Source organism: Mucilaginibacter sp. L3T2-6, from assembly GCF_030519355.1.
Classification (GTDB): Bacteria; Bacteroidota; Bacteroidia; order Sphingobacteriales; family Sphingobacteriaceae; genus Mucilaginibacter.
Window position 1 is genome coordinate 1 of the sequence record NZ_JAUMKC010000025.1, and the last position, 19,853, is coordinate 19,853.

The 19,853-nt window shown below is 43.7% G+C and carries 21 protein-coding genes; 12 read left to right on the forward strand and 9 right to left on the reverse strand.

Features of this window, described 5'->3' with window-relative positions; all coding sequences use genetic code 11:
* Positions 1–546: 546 nt before the first annotated feature.
* The gene (locus tag Q3W13_RS21580) at positions 547–729 is read right to left on the reverse strand and encodes a hypothetical protein (RefSeq protein ID WP_302867475.1); all 183 of its coding nucleotides are present in this window, start codon (positions 727–729) and stop codon (positions 547–549) included.
* A 215-nt stretch (positions 730–944) separates the two neighbouring features.
* Between Q3W13_RS21580 and Q3W13_RS21585 the strand changes: the two genes are divergently transcribed.
* Both Q3W13_RS21585 and Q3W13_RS21590 read left to right on the forward strand, forming a co-directional pair.
* Positions 945–2,315 carry a Gfo/Idh/MocA family protein gene (locus Q3W13_RS21585; protein WP_302867476.1) on the forward strand — a complete coding sequence of 457 codons (1,371 nt, stop codon included), beginning with the start codon at positions 945–947 and terminating at the stop codon, positions 2,313–2,315.
* Positions 2,316–2,394: 79 nt separating this feature from the next.
* Complete coding sequence (locus Q3W13_RS21590) at positions 2,395–3,105, forward strand: DUF1080 domain-containing protein (RefSeq protein ID WP_302867478.1); 711 nt, start codon at positions 2,395–2,397, stop codon at positions 3,103–3,105.
* A 384-nt stretch (positions 3,106–3,489) separates the two neighbouring features.
* On the opposite strand, the gene Q3W13_RS21595 is transcribed toward Q3W13_RS21590, so the two are convergent.
* Positions 3,490–3,978, reverse strand: a complete 489-nt coding sequence (locus Q3W13_RS21595) for a VOC family protein (protein ID WP_302867480.1) — start codon at positions 3,976–3,978, stop codon at positions 3,490–3,492.
* Between the two features lie 137 nt (positions 3,979–4,115).
* On the opposite strand from Q3W13_RS21595, the gene yihA reads away from it, so the two are divergent.
* The 3 genes from yihA to Q3W13_RS21610 all read left to right on the forward strand — a co-directional run bounded on the left by yihA (position 4,116) and on the right by Q3W13_RS21610 (position 5,845).
* Positions 4,116–4,733, forward strand: a complete 618-nt coding sequence (gene yihA, locus Q3W13_RS21600; RefSeq protein ID WP_302867482.1) for a ribosome biogenesis GTP-binding protein YihA/YsxC — start codon at positions 4,116–4,118, stop codon at positions 4,731–4,733.
* Between the two features lie 11 nt (positions 4,734–4,744).
* A complete protein-coding gene (locus Q3W13_RS21605) occupies positions 4,745–5,164 on the forward strand; it encodes an OsmC family protein (RefSeq protein ID WP_302867483.1) in 420 nt (139 codons plus the stop codon).
* A gap of 168 nt (positions 5,165–5,332) precedes the next feature.
* A complete protein-coding gene (locus Q3W13_RS21610; RefSeq protein ID WP_302867484.1) occupies positions 5,333–5,845 on the forward strand; it encodes a hypothetical protein in 513 nt (170 codons plus the stop codon).
* A 66-nt stretch (positions 5,846–5,911) separates the two neighbouring features.
* Here the strand turns inward: Q3W13_RS21610 and Q3W13_RS21615 are convergent, their stop codons facing one another.
* From Q3W13_RS21615 to Q3W13_RS21630, 4 genes are all read right to left on the reverse strand, one after another.
* Positions 5,912–6,547 carry a carboxymuconolactone decarboxylase family protein gene (locus Q3W13_RS21615; RefSeq protein ID WP_302867485.1) on the reverse strand — a complete coding sequence of 212 codons (636 nt, stop codon included), beginning with the start codon at positions 6,545–6,547 and terminating at the stop codon, positions 5,912–5,914.
* Positions 6,486–6,827: a hypothetical protein gene (locus Q3W13_RS21620; RefSeq protein ID WP_302867486.1), complete on the reverse strand. Its 342-nt coding sequence runs from the start codon at positions 6,825–6,827 to the stop codon at positions 6,486–6,488. The genes Q3W13_RS21615 and Q3W13_RS21620 overlap by 62 nt, the downstream gene beginning before the upstream one ends.
* 107 nt (positions 6,828–6,934) lie before the next feature.
* Positions 6,935–7,576 carry an START domain-containing protein gene (locus Q3W13_RS21625; RefSeq protein ID WP_302867488.1) on the reverse strand — a complete coding sequence of 214 codons (642 nt, stop codon included), beginning with the start codon at positions 7,574–7,576 and terminating at the stop codon, positions 6,935–6,937.
* A 501-nt stretch (positions 7,577–8,077) separates the two neighbouring features.
* On the reverse strand, positions 8,078–8,464 hold the full coding sequence (locus Q3W13_RS21630; protein WP_302867489.1) for an endonuclease domain-containing protein: 387 nt from the start codon (positions 8,462–8,464) through the stop codon (positions 8,078–8,080).
* 235 nt (positions 8,465–8,699) lie between these two features.
* Between Q3W13_RS21630 and gldG the strand changes: the two genes are divergently transcribed.
* The 5 genes from gldG (at position 8,700) to Q3W13_RS21660 (ending at position 14,650) form a co-directional block, all read left to right on the forward strand.
* The gene (gldG, locus tag Q3W13_RS21640) at positions 8,700–11,105 is read left to right on the forward strand and encodes a gliding motility-associated ABC transporter substrate-binding protein GldG (RefSeq protein ID WP_317567210.1); all 2,406 of its coding nucleotides are present in this window, start codon (positions 8,700–8,702) and stop codon (positions 11,103–11,105) included.
* A gap of 34 nt (positions 11,106–11,139) precedes the next feature.
* Positions 11,140–12,264 carry a DNA polymerase III subunit beta gene (dnaN, locus tag Q3W13_RS21645; RefSeq protein WP_302867491.1) on the forward strand — a complete coding sequence of 375 codons (1,125 nt, stop codon included), beginning with the start codon at positions 11,140–11,142 and terminating at the stop codon, positions 12,262–12,264.
* Between the two features lie 165 nt (positions 12,265–12,429).
* Positions 12,430–13,098 (forward strand): DUF4397 domain-containing protein, encoded by a 669-nt coding sequence (locus Q3W13_RS21650; protein ID WP_302867493.1) that lies wholly within the window; start codon positions 12,430–12,432, stop codon positions 13,096–13,098.
* Positions 13,095–13,823 (forward strand): DUF4397 domain-containing protein, encoded by a 729-nt coding sequence (locus tag Q3W13_RS21655; RefSeq protein ID WP_302867495.1) that lies wholly within the window; start codon positions 13,095–13,097, stop codon positions 13,821–13,823. The genes Q3W13_RS21650 and Q3W13_RS21655 overlap by 4 nt, the downstream gene beginning before the upstream one ends.
* Positions 13,824–13,996: 173 nt before the next feature.
* The gene (locus Q3W13_RS21660) at positions 13,997–14,650 is read left to right on the forward strand and encodes a VTT domain-containing protein (RefSeq protein WP_302867498.1); all 654 of its coding nucleotides are present in this window, start codon (positions 13,997–13,999) and stop codon (positions 14,648–14,650) included.
* A gap of 124 nt (positions 14,651–14,774) precedes the next feature.
* Here Q3W13_RS21660 and Q3W13_RS21665 read toward each other — a convergent pair whose 3' ends face one another.
* Together Q3W13_RS21665 and Q3W13_RS21670 are read right to left on the reverse strand one after the other, a co-directional pair.
* The gene (locus Q3W13_RS21665; RefSeq protein ID WP_302867501.1) at positions 14,775–15,632 is read right to left on the reverse strand and encodes a zinc dependent phospholipase C family protein; all 858 of its coding nucleotides are present in this window, start codon (positions 15,630–15,632) and stop codon (positions 14,775–14,777) included.
* Positions 15,633–15,691: 59 nt separating this feature from the next.
* Positions 15,692–16,054: a four helix bundle protein gene (locus tag Q3W13_RS21670; protein WP_302867503.1), complete on the reverse strand. Its 363-nt coding sequence runs from the start codon at positions 16,052–16,054 to the stop codon at positions 15,692–15,694.
* A gap of 256 nt (positions 16,055–16,310) precedes the next feature.
* Here Q3W13_RS21670 and rpsT point away from each other — a divergent pair, with 256 nt between their 5' ends.
* Together rpsT and Q3W13_RS21680 are read left to right on the forward strand one after the other, a co-directional pair.
* Entirely contained in the window at positions 16,311–16,565 is a 255-nt protein-coding gene (rpsT, locus tag Q3W13_RS21675; RefSeq protein WP_302867504.1) for a 30S ribosomal protein S20, read from the forward strand.
* Positions 16,566–16,747: 182 nt separating this feature from the next.
* The gene (locus Q3W13_RS21680; protein WP_302867505.1) at positions 16,748–18,967 is read left to right on the forward strand and encodes a tetratricopeptide repeat protein; all 2,220 of its coding nucleotides are present in this window, start codon (positions 16,748–16,750) and stop codon (positions 18,965–18,967) included.
* 79 nt (positions 18,968–19,046) lie between these two features.
* Here Q3W13_RS21680 and Q3W13_RS21685 read toward each other — a convergent pair whose 3' ends face one another.
* Complete coding sequence (locus Q3W13_RS21685) at positions 19,047–19,754, reverse strand: ATP-binding cassette domain-containing protein (protein ID WP_302867507.1); 708 nt, start codon at positions 19,752–19,754, stop codon at positions 19,047–19,049.
* Positions 19,755–19,853 lie beyond the last annotated feature (99 nt).

Genomic DNA, 19,853 nt, shown 5'->3' on the forward strand with positions numbered 1-19,853 from the left:
AGATCAATATTTATAATAATCAATATTTAATGTGGAATCAGAGTGCTGTTTCGATGTGTTTCACCTTGTGTCGCTCCACAAGAGAACGGAACAAACTGCAACTATCAGTAACATAAACTTATATCTATATTAAATAATTAAAATATAACTGATTATAAATATATCAGCCATTACATCCACATTAAAAACCGGGGATATTTTTAAACTGAATAGTTTTATCAGATATATACTGATAGTAATTATATTAATAACACAGCTGTCTGTTCCGTTCGGTTCCTGTTCCGGACACCGGGATACAGGGTGAAACAATTTTATCTTTTGAATTAAAGACAGATGTTTTCATCTCTGCCATTAAAATACTGATTAACCGTATAGCTGCCACGCCTGTTTGTTCCGTTCGGTTCCTGTTCCGAACACCGTGACACAGGGTGAAACAATTGTTCTTTCTTCGCCTCGTCAGTTCCGGCCGATGAAGCAGCAAGACCGCCGGACAGTAAACAAGAAAGCCGCGTTATGCGGCTTCTTCTATTTTAAAAATGCTATATTTTAGCTTCGTTTGATTACAGCGTTGAGTTCTGCCATAAAATCATCGGCGTCCTTTTTAGTGCGAATAACTTGTGATAAACTATCAACATGACCAGAATTCATTGGGGAAGGCTCACGTTTACTTCCCTGGGTTTTAGCCAGTTTTTTAAATTGATCAATTTTTTCCTGAACAGATTTATTCATATACAAATATACTCAAACAAATAAGGTTGAAATACAGACCGTGTAATTTAAAAAAACACTTATGAATATTCGCTTTAATTGCTACGAATAAACAGGTTCTACAAATATTTTTATTTAACACAACAAACCCCTACCTTTCGCTATTGATGCATCTTCCCCTAGATGGTCGTCAACACCAATTTTCCTTTACTATTTAACAAACCTGTTACTGTACTATGAAAGAAGAGAACGAACAACCCTCACGCAGAAGTTTTATTAAGAAGTTCGGCGCCGCAGCTGCCGCAGTGGCCGTTGGCTCAAATGTTCTGGCTGCCGAAAAGAAACCTGAAGTTTTTGCATACCTGAAACGCAAAGGCGGCATAGCAGCTAACGACCAGCTAAACATTGCCCTTATAGGCGCCGGCGGACAGGGCAGCGAAGACACTAACGTAGCCTTGCAGGTGCCCGGCGTTAAGCTGGTAGCCGTTTGCGATTTATACGATGGCCGCCTTGCGGATGCTAAAAAACGCTGGGGTGCAGATATTTATACTACCAAGATCTACAAAGAAATACTTAACCGCAAAGACATTGATGCGGTGATCATCGGTACGCCCGACCACTGGCACCAGCAAATATCCGTCGACTCGATGCATGCGGGCAAGCATGTTTATTGCGAAAAACCAATGGTTCATGCCATTACTGAAGGCCCCGCCGTTATAAAAGCGCAAAAGGAAACCGGGAAGGTTTTCCAGGTAGGCAGCCAGGGCGTGTCTTCATTAGGCAACGAAAAAGCTAAAGAGCTTTTGGCAGCAGGCGCTATCGGACAGCTAAACTATGCTGAAGGCTTTTGGGCACGCCGCGGACCGGTGGAGGTTTGGCAATACCCTATCCCTGCCGATGCCTCGCCGCAAACGGTAGACTGGGAAACTTATGTCAGCAATACGCACAAGCGTCCTTTTGACGAGAAGCGCTTTTTCCGCTGGAGGAATTATACCGACTATGGCACCGGCATGGCAGGCGACCTATTTGTGCACCTGTTCAGCAGTCTGCACTTTATAACCGGTTCGCATGGCCCCGAAAAGATCTATGCGTCGGGCGGATTGCGTTTCTGGCATGATGGCCGCGAAGTGCCGGATGTATTATTGGGCACATTTGATTATGCGCAAAATGCCATGCACCCTGCGTTTAACCTTTCGCTGCGCTGCAACTTTGTGGACGGCACCAGCGGTACTACCTACCTGCGCCTTGTAGGAAGCGAGGGCGCGATGGATATTACCTGGGACGAAGTAGTGCTGAAACGCAACAAGGTTTTTGCGTCTGATGATCCCTTCTATCTTGAAAAGCTCCGCCAAGCCGGCGACCGCAACCCCGAACGCAAAAAGATGCTGCCTCCCGAAGAGATAGTGTACAAGGCCGATAAAGGCTACCTGGGCGGTCCGTACGACCACATGAACAACTTTGTTACCGCTATACGCAAAAACGGCAAGGTAACTGAGGATGCTGTGTTCGGCTACCGTGCCGCTGCTCCGGCCCTGCTGTGCAACGACAGCTACTTTAAAAATCAGCCGATGTTCTGGGATCCTGAGAAAATGGAGAAGAAAGGTTGAGGTTAGTGATCAGAGACTAGAGATCAGCGGTTAGGTAAGACACTTAACCGCTACAACATTTACAACTACTACGACCTATATGAAAAAAACAAACATACTCTTAACCTGCGTTGCTTTGATAGCAACGCAGGCTATGGCTACCCCGCCAGGTAAGCCGGTAAAGCCATCAGCCAAAATAAAAAAATGGGTAAGCCTGTTTGATGGCAAAACACTGAAAGGCTGGCACAACTATAACATGAAGGGCGAGGTGAAAAATTGGGTAGTGCAGGATGGCAATTTGGTGTGCCTGGGCGGTATACCCGGCGGCGATATTGTTACCGATGGCCAGTATGCCAACTTTGAATTGTCGTGGGACTGGAAAATAGAGAAGGGCAGCAACAGCGGGGTTTTATATCATGTGGTTGAAGACCCCAAATATCCATACACGTCTGAAACCGGCCCGGAATACCAGATCATCGACGATTTGGGCTGGCCCGACAAACTGGAAGACTGGCAGAAAACCGGCTGCGATTATGCCATGCACCTGCCCAACAGCAATAAAAAGCTGATGCCAGTAGGCGAATGGAATACCAGCAAGATCATTTTTAACCATGGTCATGTGGAGCATTGGCTGAATGGCAAAAAGATATTATCCTTTACCGCGTGGGATGCAGACTGGAATAAGAAAAAAGCTGAAGGGAAATGGAAAGACCATCCGGGCTATGGCGTGGCTAAAACCGGCGTTATTGCCTTGCAGGAGCACAATAATAAGACTTACTATAAGAATATCTGGATTAAGAATTTGGATTAAACGGGATTTAAAGATTACGTTAGTTACGTTAGTCCGGATTTGCAATCCCGGACTAACAAACATGCGGATTTGTAATCCGCGAAATAAAAAGATTATTACGGGGATTGCAAATCCTCAAAAACCTTAGACCGGATTACAAATCCGGACTAACAACTGAGCATACATTACGTTAGTCCGGATTTGCAATCCCGGACTAACAAACATGCGGATTTGTAATCCGCGAAATAAAAAGATCATTACGGGGATTACAAATCCCCAAAAACCTTAGACCGGATTTCAAATCCGGACTAACCTGTAAGGTTTGTTACGTTAGTCCGGATTTACAATCCCGGACTGGCAAACATGCGGATTTGTAATCCGCGAAAGATGCTGTTTTTCCAAAAATCAGTTAAGTTCTCCCAGCAGCCCTTCCAGATCCAGCCTCCGGGTAAACATCGTCAGTTCGCCGTTTTCATCAAGCGGCCATTGTTCACGGGGCCTGTCCCAATATAGTTCAACGCCGTTGCCATCCGGGTCATCCAGGTAGATAGCCTCCGATACGCCGTGATCTGATGCGCCGGTTATGGGGTATTTGGCGTCGATTAAGCGTTGTAATATTACGGCCAAATCCTTCCTTTCAGCATATAGAATAGCAGTATGATATAAGCCCGGCGCATATTCAGGTGCAGGCGGTGCGCCTTTGCTGTGCCAGGTATTTAAGCCGATATGGTGATGATAGCCACCGGCGGATATGAATGCAGCCTGTCCGCCATACATCATCATTTTATCAAAGCCCAGCAATCCGCAATAAAAATCAAGCGACTTCTGCAAATCGCTAACCTTTAAATGCACGTGGCCAATGCGGGTTTGGGCTGGTATTTTATACGGTTCCATTTTAAATTACATGTTTAAACATCAAATTTACTAAACATTTTGATAATCATTTGTTTAATCAGTGTCATATCATTTTACTCAACTAATCTATAGTCAATTATCCGCTAATCTCTCAACCAAAACCCTACCTTTGCCATATGATCATCAAATCTGCCGAGTTTATTTGCAGCAATTCCCAAATTTCAAAATTGCCGCCACCGGTAATGGCTGAATATGCTTTTATTGGCCGCTCGAACGTGGGCAAATCGTCGCTGATAAACATGCTGACCGGAAAAAAGGGACTGGCAAAAACATCGCAAACGCCGGGCAAAACCCAGCTTATTAATCATTTTTTAATAAACGATAGCTGGTATATTGTTGATTTACCCGGTTATGGTTATGCCAGGGTATCGAAAAACAAAAAAGCCGATTGGGATAAATTCATACACACCTACCTGGATAAGCGCGAAAGCCTGCAATGTGTGATGGTTTTGATCGACAGCCGGCTTGAACCTCAAAAAATAGACTTGGAGTTTTGTAACTGGTTGGGTGAAAAAGGTTTGTCGTTTGTTTTGATATTTACCAAAGCCGATAAGCAGTCGGCCACAAAAACCGACCAGAACGTTGCGAAATTCCGGAAAGCGCTTTTAGCTACTTTTGAAGAAGCGCCCATGCATTTTGTAACCTCGTCAGAAACGCAATTGGGGCACGACGAAGTTTTAAGCTTTATAGATGAAGTTAACCAGCAATTTATAATACCCGTAATAAATCATTAAAAACAGAAACTATGAAACGTACAGCACATGCTCACTGGAATGGCACTTTACAGGAAGGTAAAGGCGAAATCACAACCCAAAGCACCATTCTTAACAACACACAGTATTCATTTAAAACCCGTTTTCAGGATGGTATCGGCACTAACCCTGAAGAACTGATAGCCGCTGCACATGCTGGCTGCTTTACCATGGCCGTTGGCGCTGCGCTTAGCCAGGCCGGTTTTAAACCGAACGATTTGACCACCGACGCTATATTAGACCTCGACATGCAAAAGTTAGAAATAACAGGCATTCACCTGGAATTGAAAGCTTCAGCGATTGATGGTGTATCCGAAGAAAAATTTAAAGAAATTGCCGAAGGCGCCAAAGCGGGCTGCATTGTCTCAAAAGCGTTGAGCGTTCCCATTACGATGAATGTGAGCTATTCGTAATGCAAACACGATAACCCTGATATGTTTAATATTAGAAAGAGCGGCCACCAGTCGCTCTTTTTTTATACAACCATCTGTATTTCAGGTTAAAAAAATGTTAACAAATATTATAATAAATGTTAATTTTATATATTTGATAACATTATAAACCCATTAAAACCTTTATTCATGAAAAAGATCCTATTAGCGCTATTCGTGCTGGCGGCTGCAGCATGCAGCAGTTTTGCACAAACAACAAAAAGTTCGGATGTGGCGAAATTCAGTATCGGTGTTGACCCGGGTTTGCCGGTAGGCAACGCCAGTAATGCCTACAATTTTGCTATTGGCGGTTCACTTAAATACGACATGCCAATCGGCTCCGGTACTTTTTTTAACCTGTCAGCCGGTTACACGGCATTTTTAACCAAAGATGCACTTAAGCAACTGGGGGCCAAGTCATCTTATGGTTTCGTGCCATTAAAAGCAGGCTTAAAATACTACTTTAATGGCCAGGGTTTTTACGGCGAGGCACAGTTGGGCGCAGCCATATCGACTGAAAGCGGCGGCGGTACTGCATTTGCTTATGCGCCCGGCATCGGTTATACTGCAGATGGCGGATTTGACATTGGCGTTCGTTACGAGGGATGGTCTCATAATGGTACAATCGGCCAGATAGCCCTGCGTATTGCCTACGGTTTCTGATTGGATAGATTTTTGCAAATTGAAGAGAGCGGACCAACATCCGCTCTTTTTTTGTTTTATATCAAGCTATCCGCTGTATCCACGTTTAAGCAGATACTTTGCACCTGCCTTGAATGCATCGTCAGAGGGCACAAAAAAATCAAAAGTATCTGCCAGCCGGTTCGTTACGTTAAATGCAAAGCAAACTGCCAGTGCATCTTCAATCTGACTAGTTGAAACACCAACTGCAATTACCTTACGTACATCATCCGCGCTGACTGTACCCTGCCTGGTGAGCTTGCCCAGCATTAACAATGTAGCACGCAGCGGTAACGTGATTGCCGCTTCCCCGGGGTCGGTTAAAACCGATTCTACCTTCGTGTTATCGCCGTAAGCAGCGGCGGATACCGCACTATGAGCCTTAACGCAAAATGTACACTGGTTCAGTTTGGAGACATAGGCAGCCATTAGTTCCCGTTCAGCTACCGACCATCCGGAAGGGCCACGCATGGCACGCTGGGTAAATGCCTTAGCAGGCGTACCGTAGAAATCAGGGCGATAGAAAACTAACCTGGCAGCATCGGGCAAGGGATAGCCTGAAACTATTTTAATGATAGAAAATAATAACCTGGCGCCAAGTTTATACCCGTTATTTAAAATTTCAAGACGCATGCTGCCCTCCTTCCTGCATGGCTTCAGCCAGTGCCGCCAAGCCGTTCTCATATTGCCGTGAAGCTGCACCAACAGCCGCACAAACAATAAGTTCAAAAATCTCGTCCTCGCTAACTCCCGATTGTTTCACTGCCTCAACCTCGCCGTCGGTCACTTTAAAAGCCGCATTTGCAACTTTCGTAATAAACGCGTGTAAAGGTTCCGGTAAATCTGAATTATTAAAAGCTGCCTGCCGCAGGCCGGCCGTACTGTAACCGTCTCCCTTCAGAATACGGTTAATAAGGTTTTGAAAAAGCGCTCCATAATCGCTCGTGTCCTTCACTGTATCCATAACTAAGATATTGTCAATTATTGTTGAACCTGCTCAAATCTACAAAACACTCCTATTTATGATAAAACGAAATTCAGCAAAGAAACGAGACAGTTACGGCAAAAAAGTCAATCCTTAATAAAATCCAGCTGCACATGCTGGTAGGCGGGCTTTTTCAGTTGGAGTTTTAACGCCTGGAAACTTTTCATGGGCCCGCTGGCAGCTAACAGATTTACCAGCCATGCCGGTATGTCGCCGCCCGGGTCAGTCTGCAATGTGTACACCACCCTTACCACATCTTTCCTTACCGGCGTAAGTATCCAGAGTCCTTTGGAGGAATGAACCCTGACGATGCCTTCCTTTTCCGGCACGAAACCATCAACTGCGGGTCCGTCCATAGTCACTACTTTGGTGTTGGGGTTTTGGCGAACAGTAAGATGGGCTACAAAGTCGCGGTTCTGCGCCGGCCAGGGGATATTGATTTCGGAATAATAATATAATTCTGATGGGGACACCTGTTTCAAAAGCGTACAGGATTTGGTATGGTCTACCCATTCGGGGCAGGTCTTTATATCCAGCAGCACTTTAACCAGCTGCGATAAGGTGGTATTCAGTTCACAATCAACCCTTATGGCCTTAAATTTCGAATCGGGAACGGCGCCAACGTAAACTTTTATGCCGTCTTTTTCATTTTTCAACTTCCAGCCGGTTTGAGCGGAAGCAACAGTTGTTTGTGCTGTGATGAATAGTGCTGCGAGTACCTTTAGCATTAAAAAATATTTACCTGAATGTCAAATTTACGTAAACGACGGCATCGTATCGCCTGCCGGAAATATTTTTACATTAGGCTGCAAATAGAACTAAACTTAATATAGGCGCTTTTTTTTTTCAGAAGGCTTATGATTTACAAAGATAAATTCCCCTCTTGAGAGGAATTGGGCGTGTGTTGCCCGGATAACTTCCCAATTCCTATTATGGTTTCCAAAGACAAATTCTCCTCTTGAGAGGGGTTGGGCGTGTGTTAGCCCGGATAACTTCCAATTACTATTATGGTTTCCAAAGACAAATTCCCCTCTTAAGAGAGGTTAGGGGTGTGTTAGCCCGGATAACTTCCAATTCCTATTATGGTTTTCAAAGACAAATTCCCCTCTTTGAGAAGGGTTAGGGGTGTATTAGCCCGGATAACTTCCCAATTCCTATTATGGTTTCCAAAGACAAATTCCCCTCTTGAGAGGGGTTAGGGGTGTGTTAGCCCGATAACTTCCCAATTCCTATTGGGCCCTCCTCTCCTGCCTGTCTAAAATATAATACTCAATTGCCCGCAATACATTAACCATATCTTTTCGCACCTCTTGCTCGGTAAAACGTAAAATTGTTAAATCATATTTACTTAATTCGTCGTCTCTTAAATTATCAGACAAAGACTTCTCGTCGTTAAAATGATATCGTCCGTCAACTTCGATAACCAGGTTCAATTCGGCACAATAAAAATCAACTATATAATTTAACAAGGGCTTTTGGCGATGGAAATCATATCCTAACATTTGTTTGCTCTTCAACTCATTCCAAAGAAGTACTTCGCCAAGTGTTGAATCATTTCTGAGCCTTCGTGCTAATTCTTTCAGGTTTGAATTATAGGGAATTATTTTGCGTGACATAAGAATGGCAGGTCAAGTATAGAAAAGAAAATACAGGAAACCAACAGCATCATACAAAAGCATGGCGTAGAACACACCCCTGCCCCTCTCAAGAGGGGAGCCCGCTGCACAGGCCGGAAATTTCACCCTCCACATTTCTATTCTTTTCACACCACCGTATATAATAAATGTGCTGCCCAAGGTTTTGCGTTAGCACATTATTGTGTAATTTCGGCCTCATCACTGTAAATCGAAAGTGCTTAGCATCCTCAAAAAAGAAATCACTTCTTACCTCAGTTCCCTGGTGGCGTATGTTACTATAGGCGTTTTTTTACTGGTACTGGGCCTGTTCTTATGGGTCTTTCCTGAATCAAGCATACTGGATTATGGCTATGCCGGGCTCGACAGCCTGTTCAGCACAGCGCCTTATCTGTTTATGTTCCTGATACCGGCAATCACCATGCGCTCGCTTGCCGAGGAACGCCGCGAAGGTACTTTTGAATTGCTGCTGACCCGTCCGCTTGCCGACTGGCAGATTGTGCTTGGCAAATACCTGGCCTGCCTGGTACTTGTACTGTTTGCATTAGTACCCACATTGGTTTACTACTATTCTGTTTACCAGCTTGGGGCGCCTAAGGGCAATATTGATACCGGCGGTGTTATCGGTTCGTACATAGGACTATTTTTATTAGGCGCTAGTTTTACTGCAATTGGTTTGTTCTCATCATCAATCAGCAAAAACCAGATTATTGCGTTTACTGTTGCCGTTTTTCTTTGCTTCTTTTTTTACAGCGGGTTTGATTCACTGAGCCAAATGCTGGCTTTACAAAGTCTGAACTTACAAGACCTGGGCATAACCGAGCATTATCAGTCCGTAAGCCGCGGAGTACTTGATACGCGCGATCTTACCTATTTCGTCATCGTTATAGGCCTATTTATCTGCCTTACGCTTGTAGCCCTTATCAGGCAGCAGCAAAAATCTTTAAAGGATAAAAAGCTGATCGGCGCACTGGTTTTTCTTATTGGCATCTATATTATTTCGGGGTTTACCTTTGTCCGGTTCGATTTCACCAAAGAAAAACGCTTTACGGTATCGCCTATAACGCGCGATATCATGAAAAAGCTGCATAACCCGGTAAAAGTTACTGTTTACTTGCAAGGGAGCAATTTTCCGGCGGACCTTAAAAGACTGCAACGAGCCACCCGGGATATGCTGATCGACCTGCGGGCCTATAGTAATGACCAGGTACAATTTGATTTTGTTGACCCGGCAGCATCGATAAAAAACTTACCTGACGAACAACAAAAGGCTGTCTATGATTCGCTGGAAGCAAAAGGTATAATCGGGCAAAATAAAACCATTAAAACCGATAATGGTGTTTCAGAGATGCTTATTTTCCCGCAGGCTTTAGTGCAGTATAAAGGCAGGGAAATGGCTGTGAACCTTTTGCAGTCGCAAATAGGCCTGTCAGACGAAGAAGAGGCCAACAATTCCATACAAAACCTGGAGTATGCTTTCTCATCAGCCATAAAAAAGATCACCGCTAAAGGCAGGCCCATAATAGGCTTTACGGAAGGGCACCATGAGCTTACCGACTTGCAGTTGAACTATGCAATGAGGTCGCTGGCTGACGGGTACCAGGTTGGCCGGATCAACCTTGGCACCATTCCGTTCGAAGTGCTGATGAAGCTGAACCTGCTGGTGATACCGAAGCCCGATACTAAGTTCAGCGAGGCTGAAAAATTCAAGCTCGACCAGTACATTATGCGTGGCGGCAGGGTGCTATGGACCATAGACCAGGTGAATGCCGAAATGGATAGCTTACAGAAACACGGCAGCGAGCAGATGTCGTTCCCGAAGCAATTGGAATTGGATGACCAGCTTTTTACCTATGGCGTACGCATTAATTACGATTTAATTGCTGACATGAGGTGTGCACAGATACCGATAAGTACAGGAGACGTTGGCGGACGGCCGCAGATCCAATTGCTGCCGTGGTTGTACTACCCTGTTTTTATTCCATCTTCAAAGCATCCCCTGGTGAAAAACCTGGATGGTATCCGCAGTGAATTTGCCAGTACAATTGACACATTGGCGATAAAGAATGTACAAAAAACGGTGCTCTTAACGTCATCCCCTTACAATAAAAAAATAAGCGCGCCGCATATTATCTCGCTGCAGGCGGTGGAAAAGGAGCCGGACGTAAAGGAATTTCAAAACCCGCCGAAAATTGCGGCGGTATTGCTGGAAGGCAGGTTCAAGTCGGATTTTTTGAACCGCCCTGTACCTGAAGGAATAACCGAAAACATACCGGAAATAGCGCAAAGTGTTCCCACCAAAATGATTGTTATCGGCGACGGCGACATATTTAAAAACCAGGTAAGTTCAGACGGCATCCCCTATCCGTTGGGGTATGACCATTATATGCGGCAAACTTTCGGTAACAAGAATTTTCTGCTCAATATTGCCGATTACATGACCGACGATTCGGGCCTTATTTCACTGCGGATGAAAGAGGTTAAGATCCGCCTGCTCGATCGTCCGCGCATCCGTACCGAAAAGCTATTTTGGCAGATATTAAACAATGCCTTACCCTTCGGTTTGTTGGTAATATTTGCTATTTTTCAACATTATTTACGCAAGAGAAAGTATGCTCGTTAAATTAGTTACTTTTGATTGATTAATTCCCAATTCTATGAGATTTATTGTTTCTACATCAACATTACTCAAGCAACTGCAGGCAGTAAGCGGCGCCCTCAGCAACAGCACCGTATTGCCTATACTTGAAAACTTTTTGTTCGAGATAAAAGATGGAAACTTAACTATTTCGGCAACGGACCTGCAAACCAGCATGACCACTTCACTATCGGTTGAAGCCAAAGAAAATGGCCGCATTGCTATTCCGTCGCGCATTTTGTTAGATACACTGAAATCGCTGCCGGAGCAACCGGTTAATTTTTCAGTTGACGATACCACCTTCGCTATAGAAATAAACGCCGGCGACGGTAAATACAAGCTGAATGGCGAAAACGGTGAGGACTTCCCGAAAATACCGGTAGTTGAAAACGCATCGTCTGTAAACCTGCCGGCCTCTGTTTTAGCCGAAGCCATTAACAAAACCATATTTGCAGTAAGTAACGATGAGCTGCGCCCGGCGATGACCGGCGTTTACTGCCAGCTTTCTACACAGCATATTACTTTTGTTGCTACCGATGCACACAAACTGGTACGCTACCGCCGCAAGGATGCCAAAGCTGCCGGTACAGCATCGTTTATATTACCTAAAAAAGCTTTAACGCTATTAAAATCATCGCTTCCTTCTGACGATGTGAACGTTGCAGTAGAATATAACAGCACCAGCGCCTTCTTTAAATTTGGCAACATTAACCTGGTTTGCCGTTTGATTGATGAGCGCTATCCTGATTACGAAGCGGTTATTCCGTTAAACAATCCGAATAAACTAAGCATCGATCGCCAGGCGTTCCTGGGTTCGCTTAGTCGCGTTGCTATTTATGCCAACAAAACTACGCACCAGGTGAGGCTTAAAATAAGCGGCAGTGAGCTGAACATATCTTCAGAAGACATTGACTTTGCAAACGAGGCACATGAGCGTTTAAGCTGCCAGTACGAAGGCGAGGATATGGAAATCGGCTTTAATGCCCGTTTCCTGATTGAAATGTTGAAGAACCTGAGCTGCGAAGAAGTAATGCTCGAGATGTCGACCCCTAACCGCGCAGGCATCCTGCTCCCACAAGGTGGCGACGAAAACGAAGATGTGCTGATGCTGGTAATGCCGGTGATGTTAAATAGCTACGCATAATAGTCATAGGTCATTAGTCATTGGTCATTTGTGATTAGCATTATGGACCAACTAATAACCAATGGCTAATGGCTAATGACAATAAAAAAAGTCCGGCGTCAACGACCGGACTTTTTTTATTCGCGCTGATAACAAAATTTATTATAAGCAGTTATAATATTCTGTATGAATTTGAGGCTGACATGCTTGTTTCTGATAACCGCAATAAGCGGCCTGGTTTCGTGCAAAAATAACGACAACGTTTTTCCGCAGAAAAACCCCGATGCCACATTTAAAATAATTAATGCGTCGCCAAATACAATAAACTATTATTTAAATGGCACACGGTTAAATAATGGCACAAGTCTTTCTACCGGTGTCGCTACTCCCTATATAGCCACAACAGCCGGTCAGCAAAACTTCGGGTTTAAATTAAACGGAAGCGCGGATGTGCTGTTCAACTGGCCCGAAAAGATGATCGACAGCGTAAACTATTCGCTTTATATTACCGGAAATACCGCTGACAAAGCCTTCAGGACAAGGGATACATTAATTGTAGATTCTGGTTTTGTTTCGGTTGGCTTTGTAAACGCGGCCCCAAATGCAGGCGCTTTGGATGTCAGCATTGGCGACACATTAAGATTTAAAGCAGCTGGATTTAAAAGCCAGGCAAAGTACACAGCAGTTGCAAATGGCGACAGGGAAATTAAGGTTTACAAAGCCGGCACAACCACCCTGCTGAAGGACACCGTATGCACCATGAACCAAAATAGTATTTATACGATATACACCTATGGCACACCGGGAGCAACCGGAAGTTCGCAGTTCGGCGTGGGCATAACCCGTAATTTATGAAGCTAATATTTAAATATTTCTCTTTTAAAAATTGCAGCATCGCGCTATTCACCGGGGCTGGCTTGTGGCTGGTATCAATTATTTCATCCTGCGGCAAGGGCCCTCAAAACGAAGCTATTAATTTAAATATCAGGTACGAGGTTTTAAACCTTAGTCCGGATGTTTTTCCTCTGGATATCTATTTCAATTATATTAAGGCTAATTCAGGCCATTTGACATTCGGTGTAAACCAGGGCTATTTCAATGTCCCTTCCCTGGTGTCGCCATCTTATCTCAGATCGTCGGATATCAGGGTGGACACACCTTTGCTCAAACTGACGGATACGTTAAAGCGAAACGTACAATATTCGTTATTTATCACCGGCGATGTCGCCAACAATTCCATTAAAACTATATTTACGGTTGATACTGCCACATTACCCAAAGTTGGCCGCGGTAAGATAAGATTTGTCGATGCCTCGCCCTCTGGCAGCGCTGGGCTTGATGTATACGCCAACAATACAAAGGCTTTCAGCAAGATCGCATACCCTAAGTTTTCCGATTTTATTGAGATACCTAACGGATTTTATGACTTTAAGATAACCGCCACAGGTTCATCAACCGTTTTAAAAACCATCACCAACGTTCAGATCCAGGATGGCAGCCTGTACACCCTTTATGCTTATGGCTATACAAACCGTGCTGACAGCGCCGCATTCAACGCCGCGTTTATTACTAATCATTAGTAGTTGAAGAAGTTAGAGTTGTTGTAATAGTTGTATTGGTTATAAATGTTGTCATAATCTTCAAACATGTCTTATTATCTATAAATCTTATAGCTGCTACGGCTAACCTGTACCAATATAATAACTGCAACTAATACAACTAAATTCCCTATTTTTGCCCAAATTTTAAAGCCTTGGAAATAGTTAAAAGCCTGATTGATTTTATTTTACACATTGATAAGCACCTGGCCGGCATCATCAGCCAATATCACGCGCTTACTTACCTTATACTGTTTGCAATCATTTTTGCTGAAACAGGCTTCGTGGTAACGCCCTTCCTGCCCGGCGACTCTCTGCTATTTGCTGCGGGCGCATTAATTGCAGGCGGTGCTACAGGCTTAAATATTTTCCTGCTGACAATAATTCTTATCATAGCCGCCTTTACCGGTAATACAGTCAATTATCTTCTCGGCAATTACCTGGGGCCAAAGGTGTTTAAAGAGAATAATAAAATACTGAAGCTGGATTATTACCTCAAAACCAAGGCATTTTTTGACAAGCACGGCGGCAAGGCGGTAATCTTCAGCCGCTTTATGCCAATTATCCGCACTATTGCCCCCTTTGTGGCGGGCGTTGGAAAGATGCCGATGGGACGCTACAGCCTGTACAACATTATAGGCGGTGCGGGCTGGATCGTTCTTTTTCTTTTTGCGGGATATGAATTGGGAACTGTGCCGTTCTTTAAGGAGCACTTCGCACTCATCGGCGTGGCTATCATCCTGATATCTATCATTCCGCCGATTTATGCTGCTGTTAAAACAGGCCGCACCAGAAAGGCCGTAGAATAAAAGCCTTTAGGCGGTTAGGGAACCTTACTGGCCAAAACCAGCTTTTTTCCGCTTTTGAATAAGGCTTCTTCCTTTCCAAGCTTTAAGTTTTCATCCATATTCAGTGGCTTCGCTATCAGCTTATTTAAATCCGGCTGTCCTGCGTCAACCCATGCGGAATACCAAAAGCTGCAACGGCCAGTATTGCCGAGCGCATCCTTTTCTCAACCATACCGTGCAGCATCATATGATAAGCTTTGGCATATCCTGCTGAATAATCTTTAATCTCTTTTTTGCCATGTAAAACCAGCGCATATTTTTTTTCGGCTGGAAAAGTTTTACTAAGCATACGTTCGAAACGCAGTACGGTATCCGCACTTTTAAATGAGCTGTTGCAAATTCTGAATGCTTCATTCAGCGGGTTCTCAATATACCTGGCCCTGCCGGCGTAAAGCCTGTAATTATCACTGAACAGTTCCGGCAGCCGGCTTTCCCAAAGCGCGTGAATGCCATCCTGACCGGTTAATTGTCCGTTGTAATTTTGTGTAAGATGAAGCGGCACATGCGCATCCGCAATGTAATGACCAAGATTTGCCGAGGTATTTAAAATGGCAGTAGTATCGTGTTCCTTAAAGGCGCGCACTAACCGGTAATATTGATATTGAATAGTCCACGGCACGGTGCCATATTTGTCCAGTGTATCCGCTGTGTATTTTAAAGCCGCATCGTACCAGTTGTGCGGAATCACTTTAAATGGATATTTGCCAAAGTGGTCGGCATTCAAAAAGTGCCGCCTCGCCTCTGCCGAGTCAACATAACGGCGCTTATCAGCGCTGATGGCATGTTCCGTCAGGTAATCTATGTTGGCTTTGTAGAACCCCGCCATAGCCTTTGGTAGCGTATAAACAGCGAGCCGTCCGATCTTATAATGCGCGAAGAAACCCCAGGAACTGGTTGTCAGGAGTACCAAAATACAAATCGCAAAAGTTGCTGCACGCTTCATGTTTTGGGAGAGTTGTAGCAGTTGTAGTTGTTGAAATGGTTATAGTCCTGTGATGACTACTAATTAACCTTTTTTGTTAAGAATCCTATGTAACCATTTAATAATCGAAGGCATTCTTCATATTTTGTTCTAAAATGTTCCAGTTTACCAGCGGGTACCAATTGTTCATCAACTGCACAAATCAAATGATCCAAGATTTCATTCAGCGAGCCTCGTGCATTTCGACAAAACCTTAAGTTGTCCTGGTAATGAAATCGGCCATGTCCTTCAGCGATATTAGCTGTAACAGATCTTGAAGCCCTTATTAGTTGATCCGCCAGTCTATACTTTTCTTCGGCCGGAAAGGTCTTAACCAAATCAGAAACTTCAAGCCTGAACGCCCGGCATTTCCTCCAAACCTCCAAGTCCTCAAAACCATTCATGTAAATTCTTTAATTATGTCACAATAATACCAAAACCAAATTACTCCCTATTAGAACGTCTTTCGCAATTATCTTGATTGTCTTACATAAACTACAAATTTACTTCCACTGCAACCTTTCAATAACCAATATAACAACTACAACTTTTACAACCAATACAACCCTTTACAAAATTTTAAAAAGGTATTTGATTTTTAAAATAATCGTCATATATTTGCAGTCCTTAAAATAAAAGAAAGAATAACAAAGCTATACAATGGCAAATCATAAATCATCATTAAAAAGGATTCGTGCAAACGCTGCGAAGCGCCTGCGCAACAGGTACCAGGCTAAAACAACCAGGAACGCCATAAAAAAATTAAGAGGCTCTACTACTAAGGCTGATGCCACTCCGCTTTTAGCCAAAGTGATTTCGATGCTTGACCGTTTAGCAAAAAAGAATGTTATTCACAAAAACAAAGCTTCAAACAACAAATCGAAGCTTACTAAATTCGTTAACAACTTAAAGTAACACTATTTAATATATTTTAAACCCGCTTCCCAAAATGGAGCGGGTTTTTTATTTTCCGGTATTTCGGTCACACCTTTAAAAAAATTGAATCTTAATTAAAAAAGTTGGAACAAAACCAAATGCATACTCCGTATAAAGCCCTGTAAAACAGTTGCCGGACGGGGCAATTGTATTGGCTGAATATGTTAAAATTTAGAATTTACTTTACCTTTTCACTGCTAATCGTATCAATTTCGGCTTTTGCCGCTATCGACAGGGGCCGGGTTGACAGCCTGAAAACTTTGATCGCATCATTAGTAAATAAGCAAACTGTTGCGGACAGTATCAGCATCAACAGGCTCAATCAACTGGCAACAAACTATTTCGAATCGAATCCGGACAGCACGCTGTTTTATGCACATAAAGCAATTGACCTTGCGCGCAAAACAAACTACAAAGCAGGAATTGCTAATGGGTTAGTTCAAACCGCGCACGCTAACTTTTTCAAAGGCAGATCTCAGCAAGCGGAAACTGAATTTGCCGAAGCCATAGCTATTTATAAAGATATAAACGACCTAACCGGGCTTAGTAACGCTTACAAATTGCATGGCCGCATGGATAATCTATTGGCCAGGTATAAAAGCGCATTGTTTTACCTGGGAATGGCAACGGATATTAATAAAAAGTTAAATAATGGACCCGAAATTGCTGATTGTTACAAAAACCTCGGGATAGTTTATTTTAGTGAGGGCCAAAATTCAACCGCATTAGATTATTATTACAAGGCGCTTTATATAACCCTGAAAAGTAACGATAAAAACAGCTCCGCTGCGATTTATAACGACATCGGCGTGGTATTGCAGGGGATGGAAGTTTATCCCAAAGCGCTCGAATATTACCGGAAAGCGCTTAACCTGCTGCAATCAACCAATAACCTGAACGGGGTGGGCACAATTAATGAAAACATAGGCGAAGTGCTTATTGCCCAGAAAGAATACGATAAGGCCATCGGTCATTTAACTAAGGCGATAAAAATTGCTAAAAAGCAGGACGACAAGGACGGGATGAGTTCTGTTTATACAGATTTCGGTTTGTGCTACTCGCATAAAAAGCAATTTACCCTCGCCAAAGCCTACCTTGATTCATCATTACAGATAGCCAGCAAATACAAAATCGTATATAACCAGGCCTATGCTTTAATTGGGATGGCAACCATGTACAACATGCAGGGGGATTTCAAGAACGCCTACGTATACGCCACACAGGGCCAGCAACTTGCGGGCACCTTGCGCAATCTTACCGTGCGCTCAAATGCGGCCCTGCAATTAAATAAAACCCTTGCAGGCTTAGGAAAGTACAATGAAGCCTATCAAATGCTGAATCGCTATAATGAGTTAAAGGACAGCTTGAATAACAATGAGAGCATTCAAAAACTTACTTCTTATAATCTCGCGCTTGACTTTGCTTCCAAAGAAAAACAGCTTGCAGAACAGCACCGCGAAAAAGACGAATCCTTCAGGCAGCGTATTAAGCAGCAACGCCTCATCAACGCTATATTCCTCAGCATTATAGCAGGCATGCTTACCGTTTCTATTGTTTATTACCGGCAAAAACGCAAGCAGCAAAAGATTAATGCCATGCTGGAAGACAAGAACCGTGAAGTATTGCAGCAAAAGGCCGACCTTGACGATCAGGCGCAAAAGCTTAACAACCTGAATGTTTTAAAAGACAGGCTGATATCCATACTCGCCCATGACCTGCGCGCGCCGTTGAGCACGCTGCGCGGCCTGTTTGGCCTGCTGCAGGACGAAACCATATCGCACCAGCAGATGCTGGAGATGATCCCCAGTGTGCTAAAAAAATTAGAGTACACCTCCGACTTTCTCGACACCCTGCTGTTCTGGATAAACAGCCAGATGGATAATTTCGAAAATTCGGCCAAGAACTTTCATATTAAGGATATTGTAGCCTACGAGACCGAAAGCTATCATGAACAGGCCCGGCTGAAAGGTATCAACCTTATCGATAATGTTCCGAAAGAAGTGGTAGCTTCCGCCGACCCGAATTCTGTGCGCATTGTTATTCGTAACCTTATTACTAACGCCATAAAGTTCTCGCGTCAGGATGATACAATTGAAATCTCGGCTGCGCAGCAGGACGACCACAATTATGTTATCTCGGTAAAAGATACCGGAATGGGCATGAGCGATGAACAGCTTGGAAAATTATTTAAAAGCAAAGTAAACAGCAATACAGGCACCAATAATGAATCGGGCACGGGCATGGGCATGCTGTTTTGTAAAGACCTGGTTGAAAAATGCAGCGGTAAAATTTGGGTAACCAGCAAGCAGGGACAAGGCACCAAATTTTCGTTTACACTGCCGATGGGAGCTTTATCTGAGCAGCATTTAGCGGTGGCTTGATAGATTTTTAAGAGAATCAATTGTCATCACAATTTGTGATAACATAGCAGGTAAGGTTTTGATATAAAACGATCAGAAATTATAAATTCGTCAGCCCGATAAATATCTTTTCCAACGACTTACCCTTGTTCTTACCCCTCAAACCTTCAAGTGAATCGTTAGCTACAATATGGCCTTTGTTGATGATGATCACCCGGCTGCACACAGCTTCTACTTCCTGCATAATGTGAGTAGATAGCACAACAGTTTTGGTTTTTCCTAAATCAAGGATCAACTGCCGTATGCCGATTAACTGGTTGGGATCAAGGCCCGAGGTTGGTTCGTCAAGTATCAGCACATCAGGGTTATGCAAGATAGCCTGCGCCAGCCCGACACGCTGCTTATAGCCTTTGGAAAGCTGGCCAACCTTTTTATGCTGCTCCGGACCCAGACCTGTTTGCTCTATAACTTCTGCGATTCTCTTTTGCGGCGATTTCATCTGATGGATGCCGGCAATAAAACCCAGCGACTCCTTTACGTACATGTCCGGATAGAGTGCATTGCTCTCTGGGAGATAACCTAGACGGCGCTTCACCTCTATAGGCTGTGATTGCACATCAAAGCCACATACCGACGCTTTTCCTGATGTTTGCGGTATAAAACCGGTGAGTATTTTCATGGTGGTTGATTTCCCCGCTCCGTTAGGACCTAAAAAACCCAATACGCCTGGTTCGGCACTAAAACTGATTTCATCAAGCGCCTTTTGCGCCCCGTAAACTTTGGTTAGCGATTCAACAACAATACTCATACCTCAAATGTAGCGGTTACATGTGAGAACTGAGATTTGAGTCTTGAGAAAATGTGCAGATAGGTAATAATTGTAAAAATATATGTTTAAAACGCATGG

Excerpts from the sequence above, each read along its gene's own strand:
- Q3W13_RS21580 (WP_302867475.1), bottom strand. The coding sequence starts at position 729 with ATGAATAAATCTGTTCAGGAAAAAATTGATCAATTTAAAAAACTGGCT.
- Q3W13_RS21585 (WP_302867476.1), top strand. The coding sequence starts at position 945 with ATGAAAGAAGAGAACGAACAACCCTCACGCAGAAGTTTTATTAAGAAG.
- Q3W13_RS21590 (WP_302867478.1), top strand. The coding sequence starts at position 2,395 with ATGAAAAAAACAAACATACTCTTAACCTGCGTTGCTTTGATAGCAACG.
- Q3W13_RS21595 (WP_302867480.1), bottom strand. The coding sequence starts at position 3,978 with ATGGAACCGTATAAAATACCAGCCCAAACCCGCATTGGCCACGTGCAT.
- yihA (WP_302867482.1), top strand. The coding sequence starts at position 4,116 with ATGATCATCAAATCTGCCGAGTTTATTTGCAGCAATTCCCAAATTTCA.
- Q3W13_RS21605 (WP_302867483.1), top strand. The coding sequence starts at position 4,745 with ATGAAACGTACAGCACATGCTCACTGGAATGGCACTTTACAGGAAGGT.
- Q3W13_RS21610 (WP_302867484.1), top strand. The coding sequence starts at position 5,333 with ATGAAAAAGATCCTATTAGCGCTATTCGTGCTGGCGGCTGCAGCATGC.
- Q3W13_RS21615 (WP_302867485.1), bottom strand. The coding sequence starts at position 6,547 with ATGAGAACGGCTTGGCGGCACTGGCTGAAGCCATGCAGGAAGGAGGGC.
- Q3W13_RS21620 (WP_302867486.1), bottom strand. The coding sequence starts at position 6,827 with ATGGATACAGTGAAGGACACGAGCGATTATGGAGCGCTTTTTCAAAAC.
- Q3W13_RS21625 (WP_302867488.1), bottom strand. The coding sequence starts at position 7,576 with ATGCTAAAGGTACTCGCAGCACTATTCATCACAGCACAAACAACTGTT.
- Q3W13_RS21630 (WP_302867489.1), bottom strand. The coding sequence starts at position 8,464 with ATGTCACGCAAAATAATTCCCTATAATTCAAACCTGAAAGAATTAGCA.
- dnaN (WP_302867491.1), top strand. The coding sequence starts at position 11,140 with ATGAGATTTATTGTTTCTACATCAACATTACTCAAGCAACTGCAGGCA.
- Q3W13_RS21650 (WP_302867493.1), top strand. The coding sequence starts at position 12,430 with ATGAATTTGAGGCTGACATGCTTGTTTCTGATAACCGCAATAAGCGGC.
- Q3W13_RS21655 (WP_302867495.1), top strand. The coding sequence starts at position 13,095 with ATGAAGCTAATATTTAAATATTTCTCTTTTAAAAATTGCAGCATCGCG.
- Q3W13_RS21665 (WP_302867501.1), bottom strand. The coding sequence starts at position 15,632 with ATGAAGCGTGCAGCAACTTTTGCGATTTGTATTTTGGTACTCCTGACA.
- Q3W13_RS21670 (WP_302867503.1), bottom strand. The coding sequence starts at position 16,054 with ATGAATGGTTTTGAGGACTTGGAGGTTTGGAGGAAATGCCGGGCGTTC.
- rpsT (WP_302867504.1), top strand. The coding sequence starts at position 16,311 with ATGGCAAATCATAAATCATCATTAAAAAGGATTCGTGCAAACGCTGCG.
- Q3W13_RS21680 (WP_302867505.1), top strand. The coding sequence starts at position 16,748 with ATGTTAAAATTTAGAATTTACTTTACCTTTTCACTGCTAATCGTATCA.
- Q3W13_RS21685 (WP_302867507.1), bottom strand. The coding sequence starts at position 19,754 with ATGAGTATTGTTGTTGAATCGCTAACCAAAGTTTACGGGGCGCAAAAG.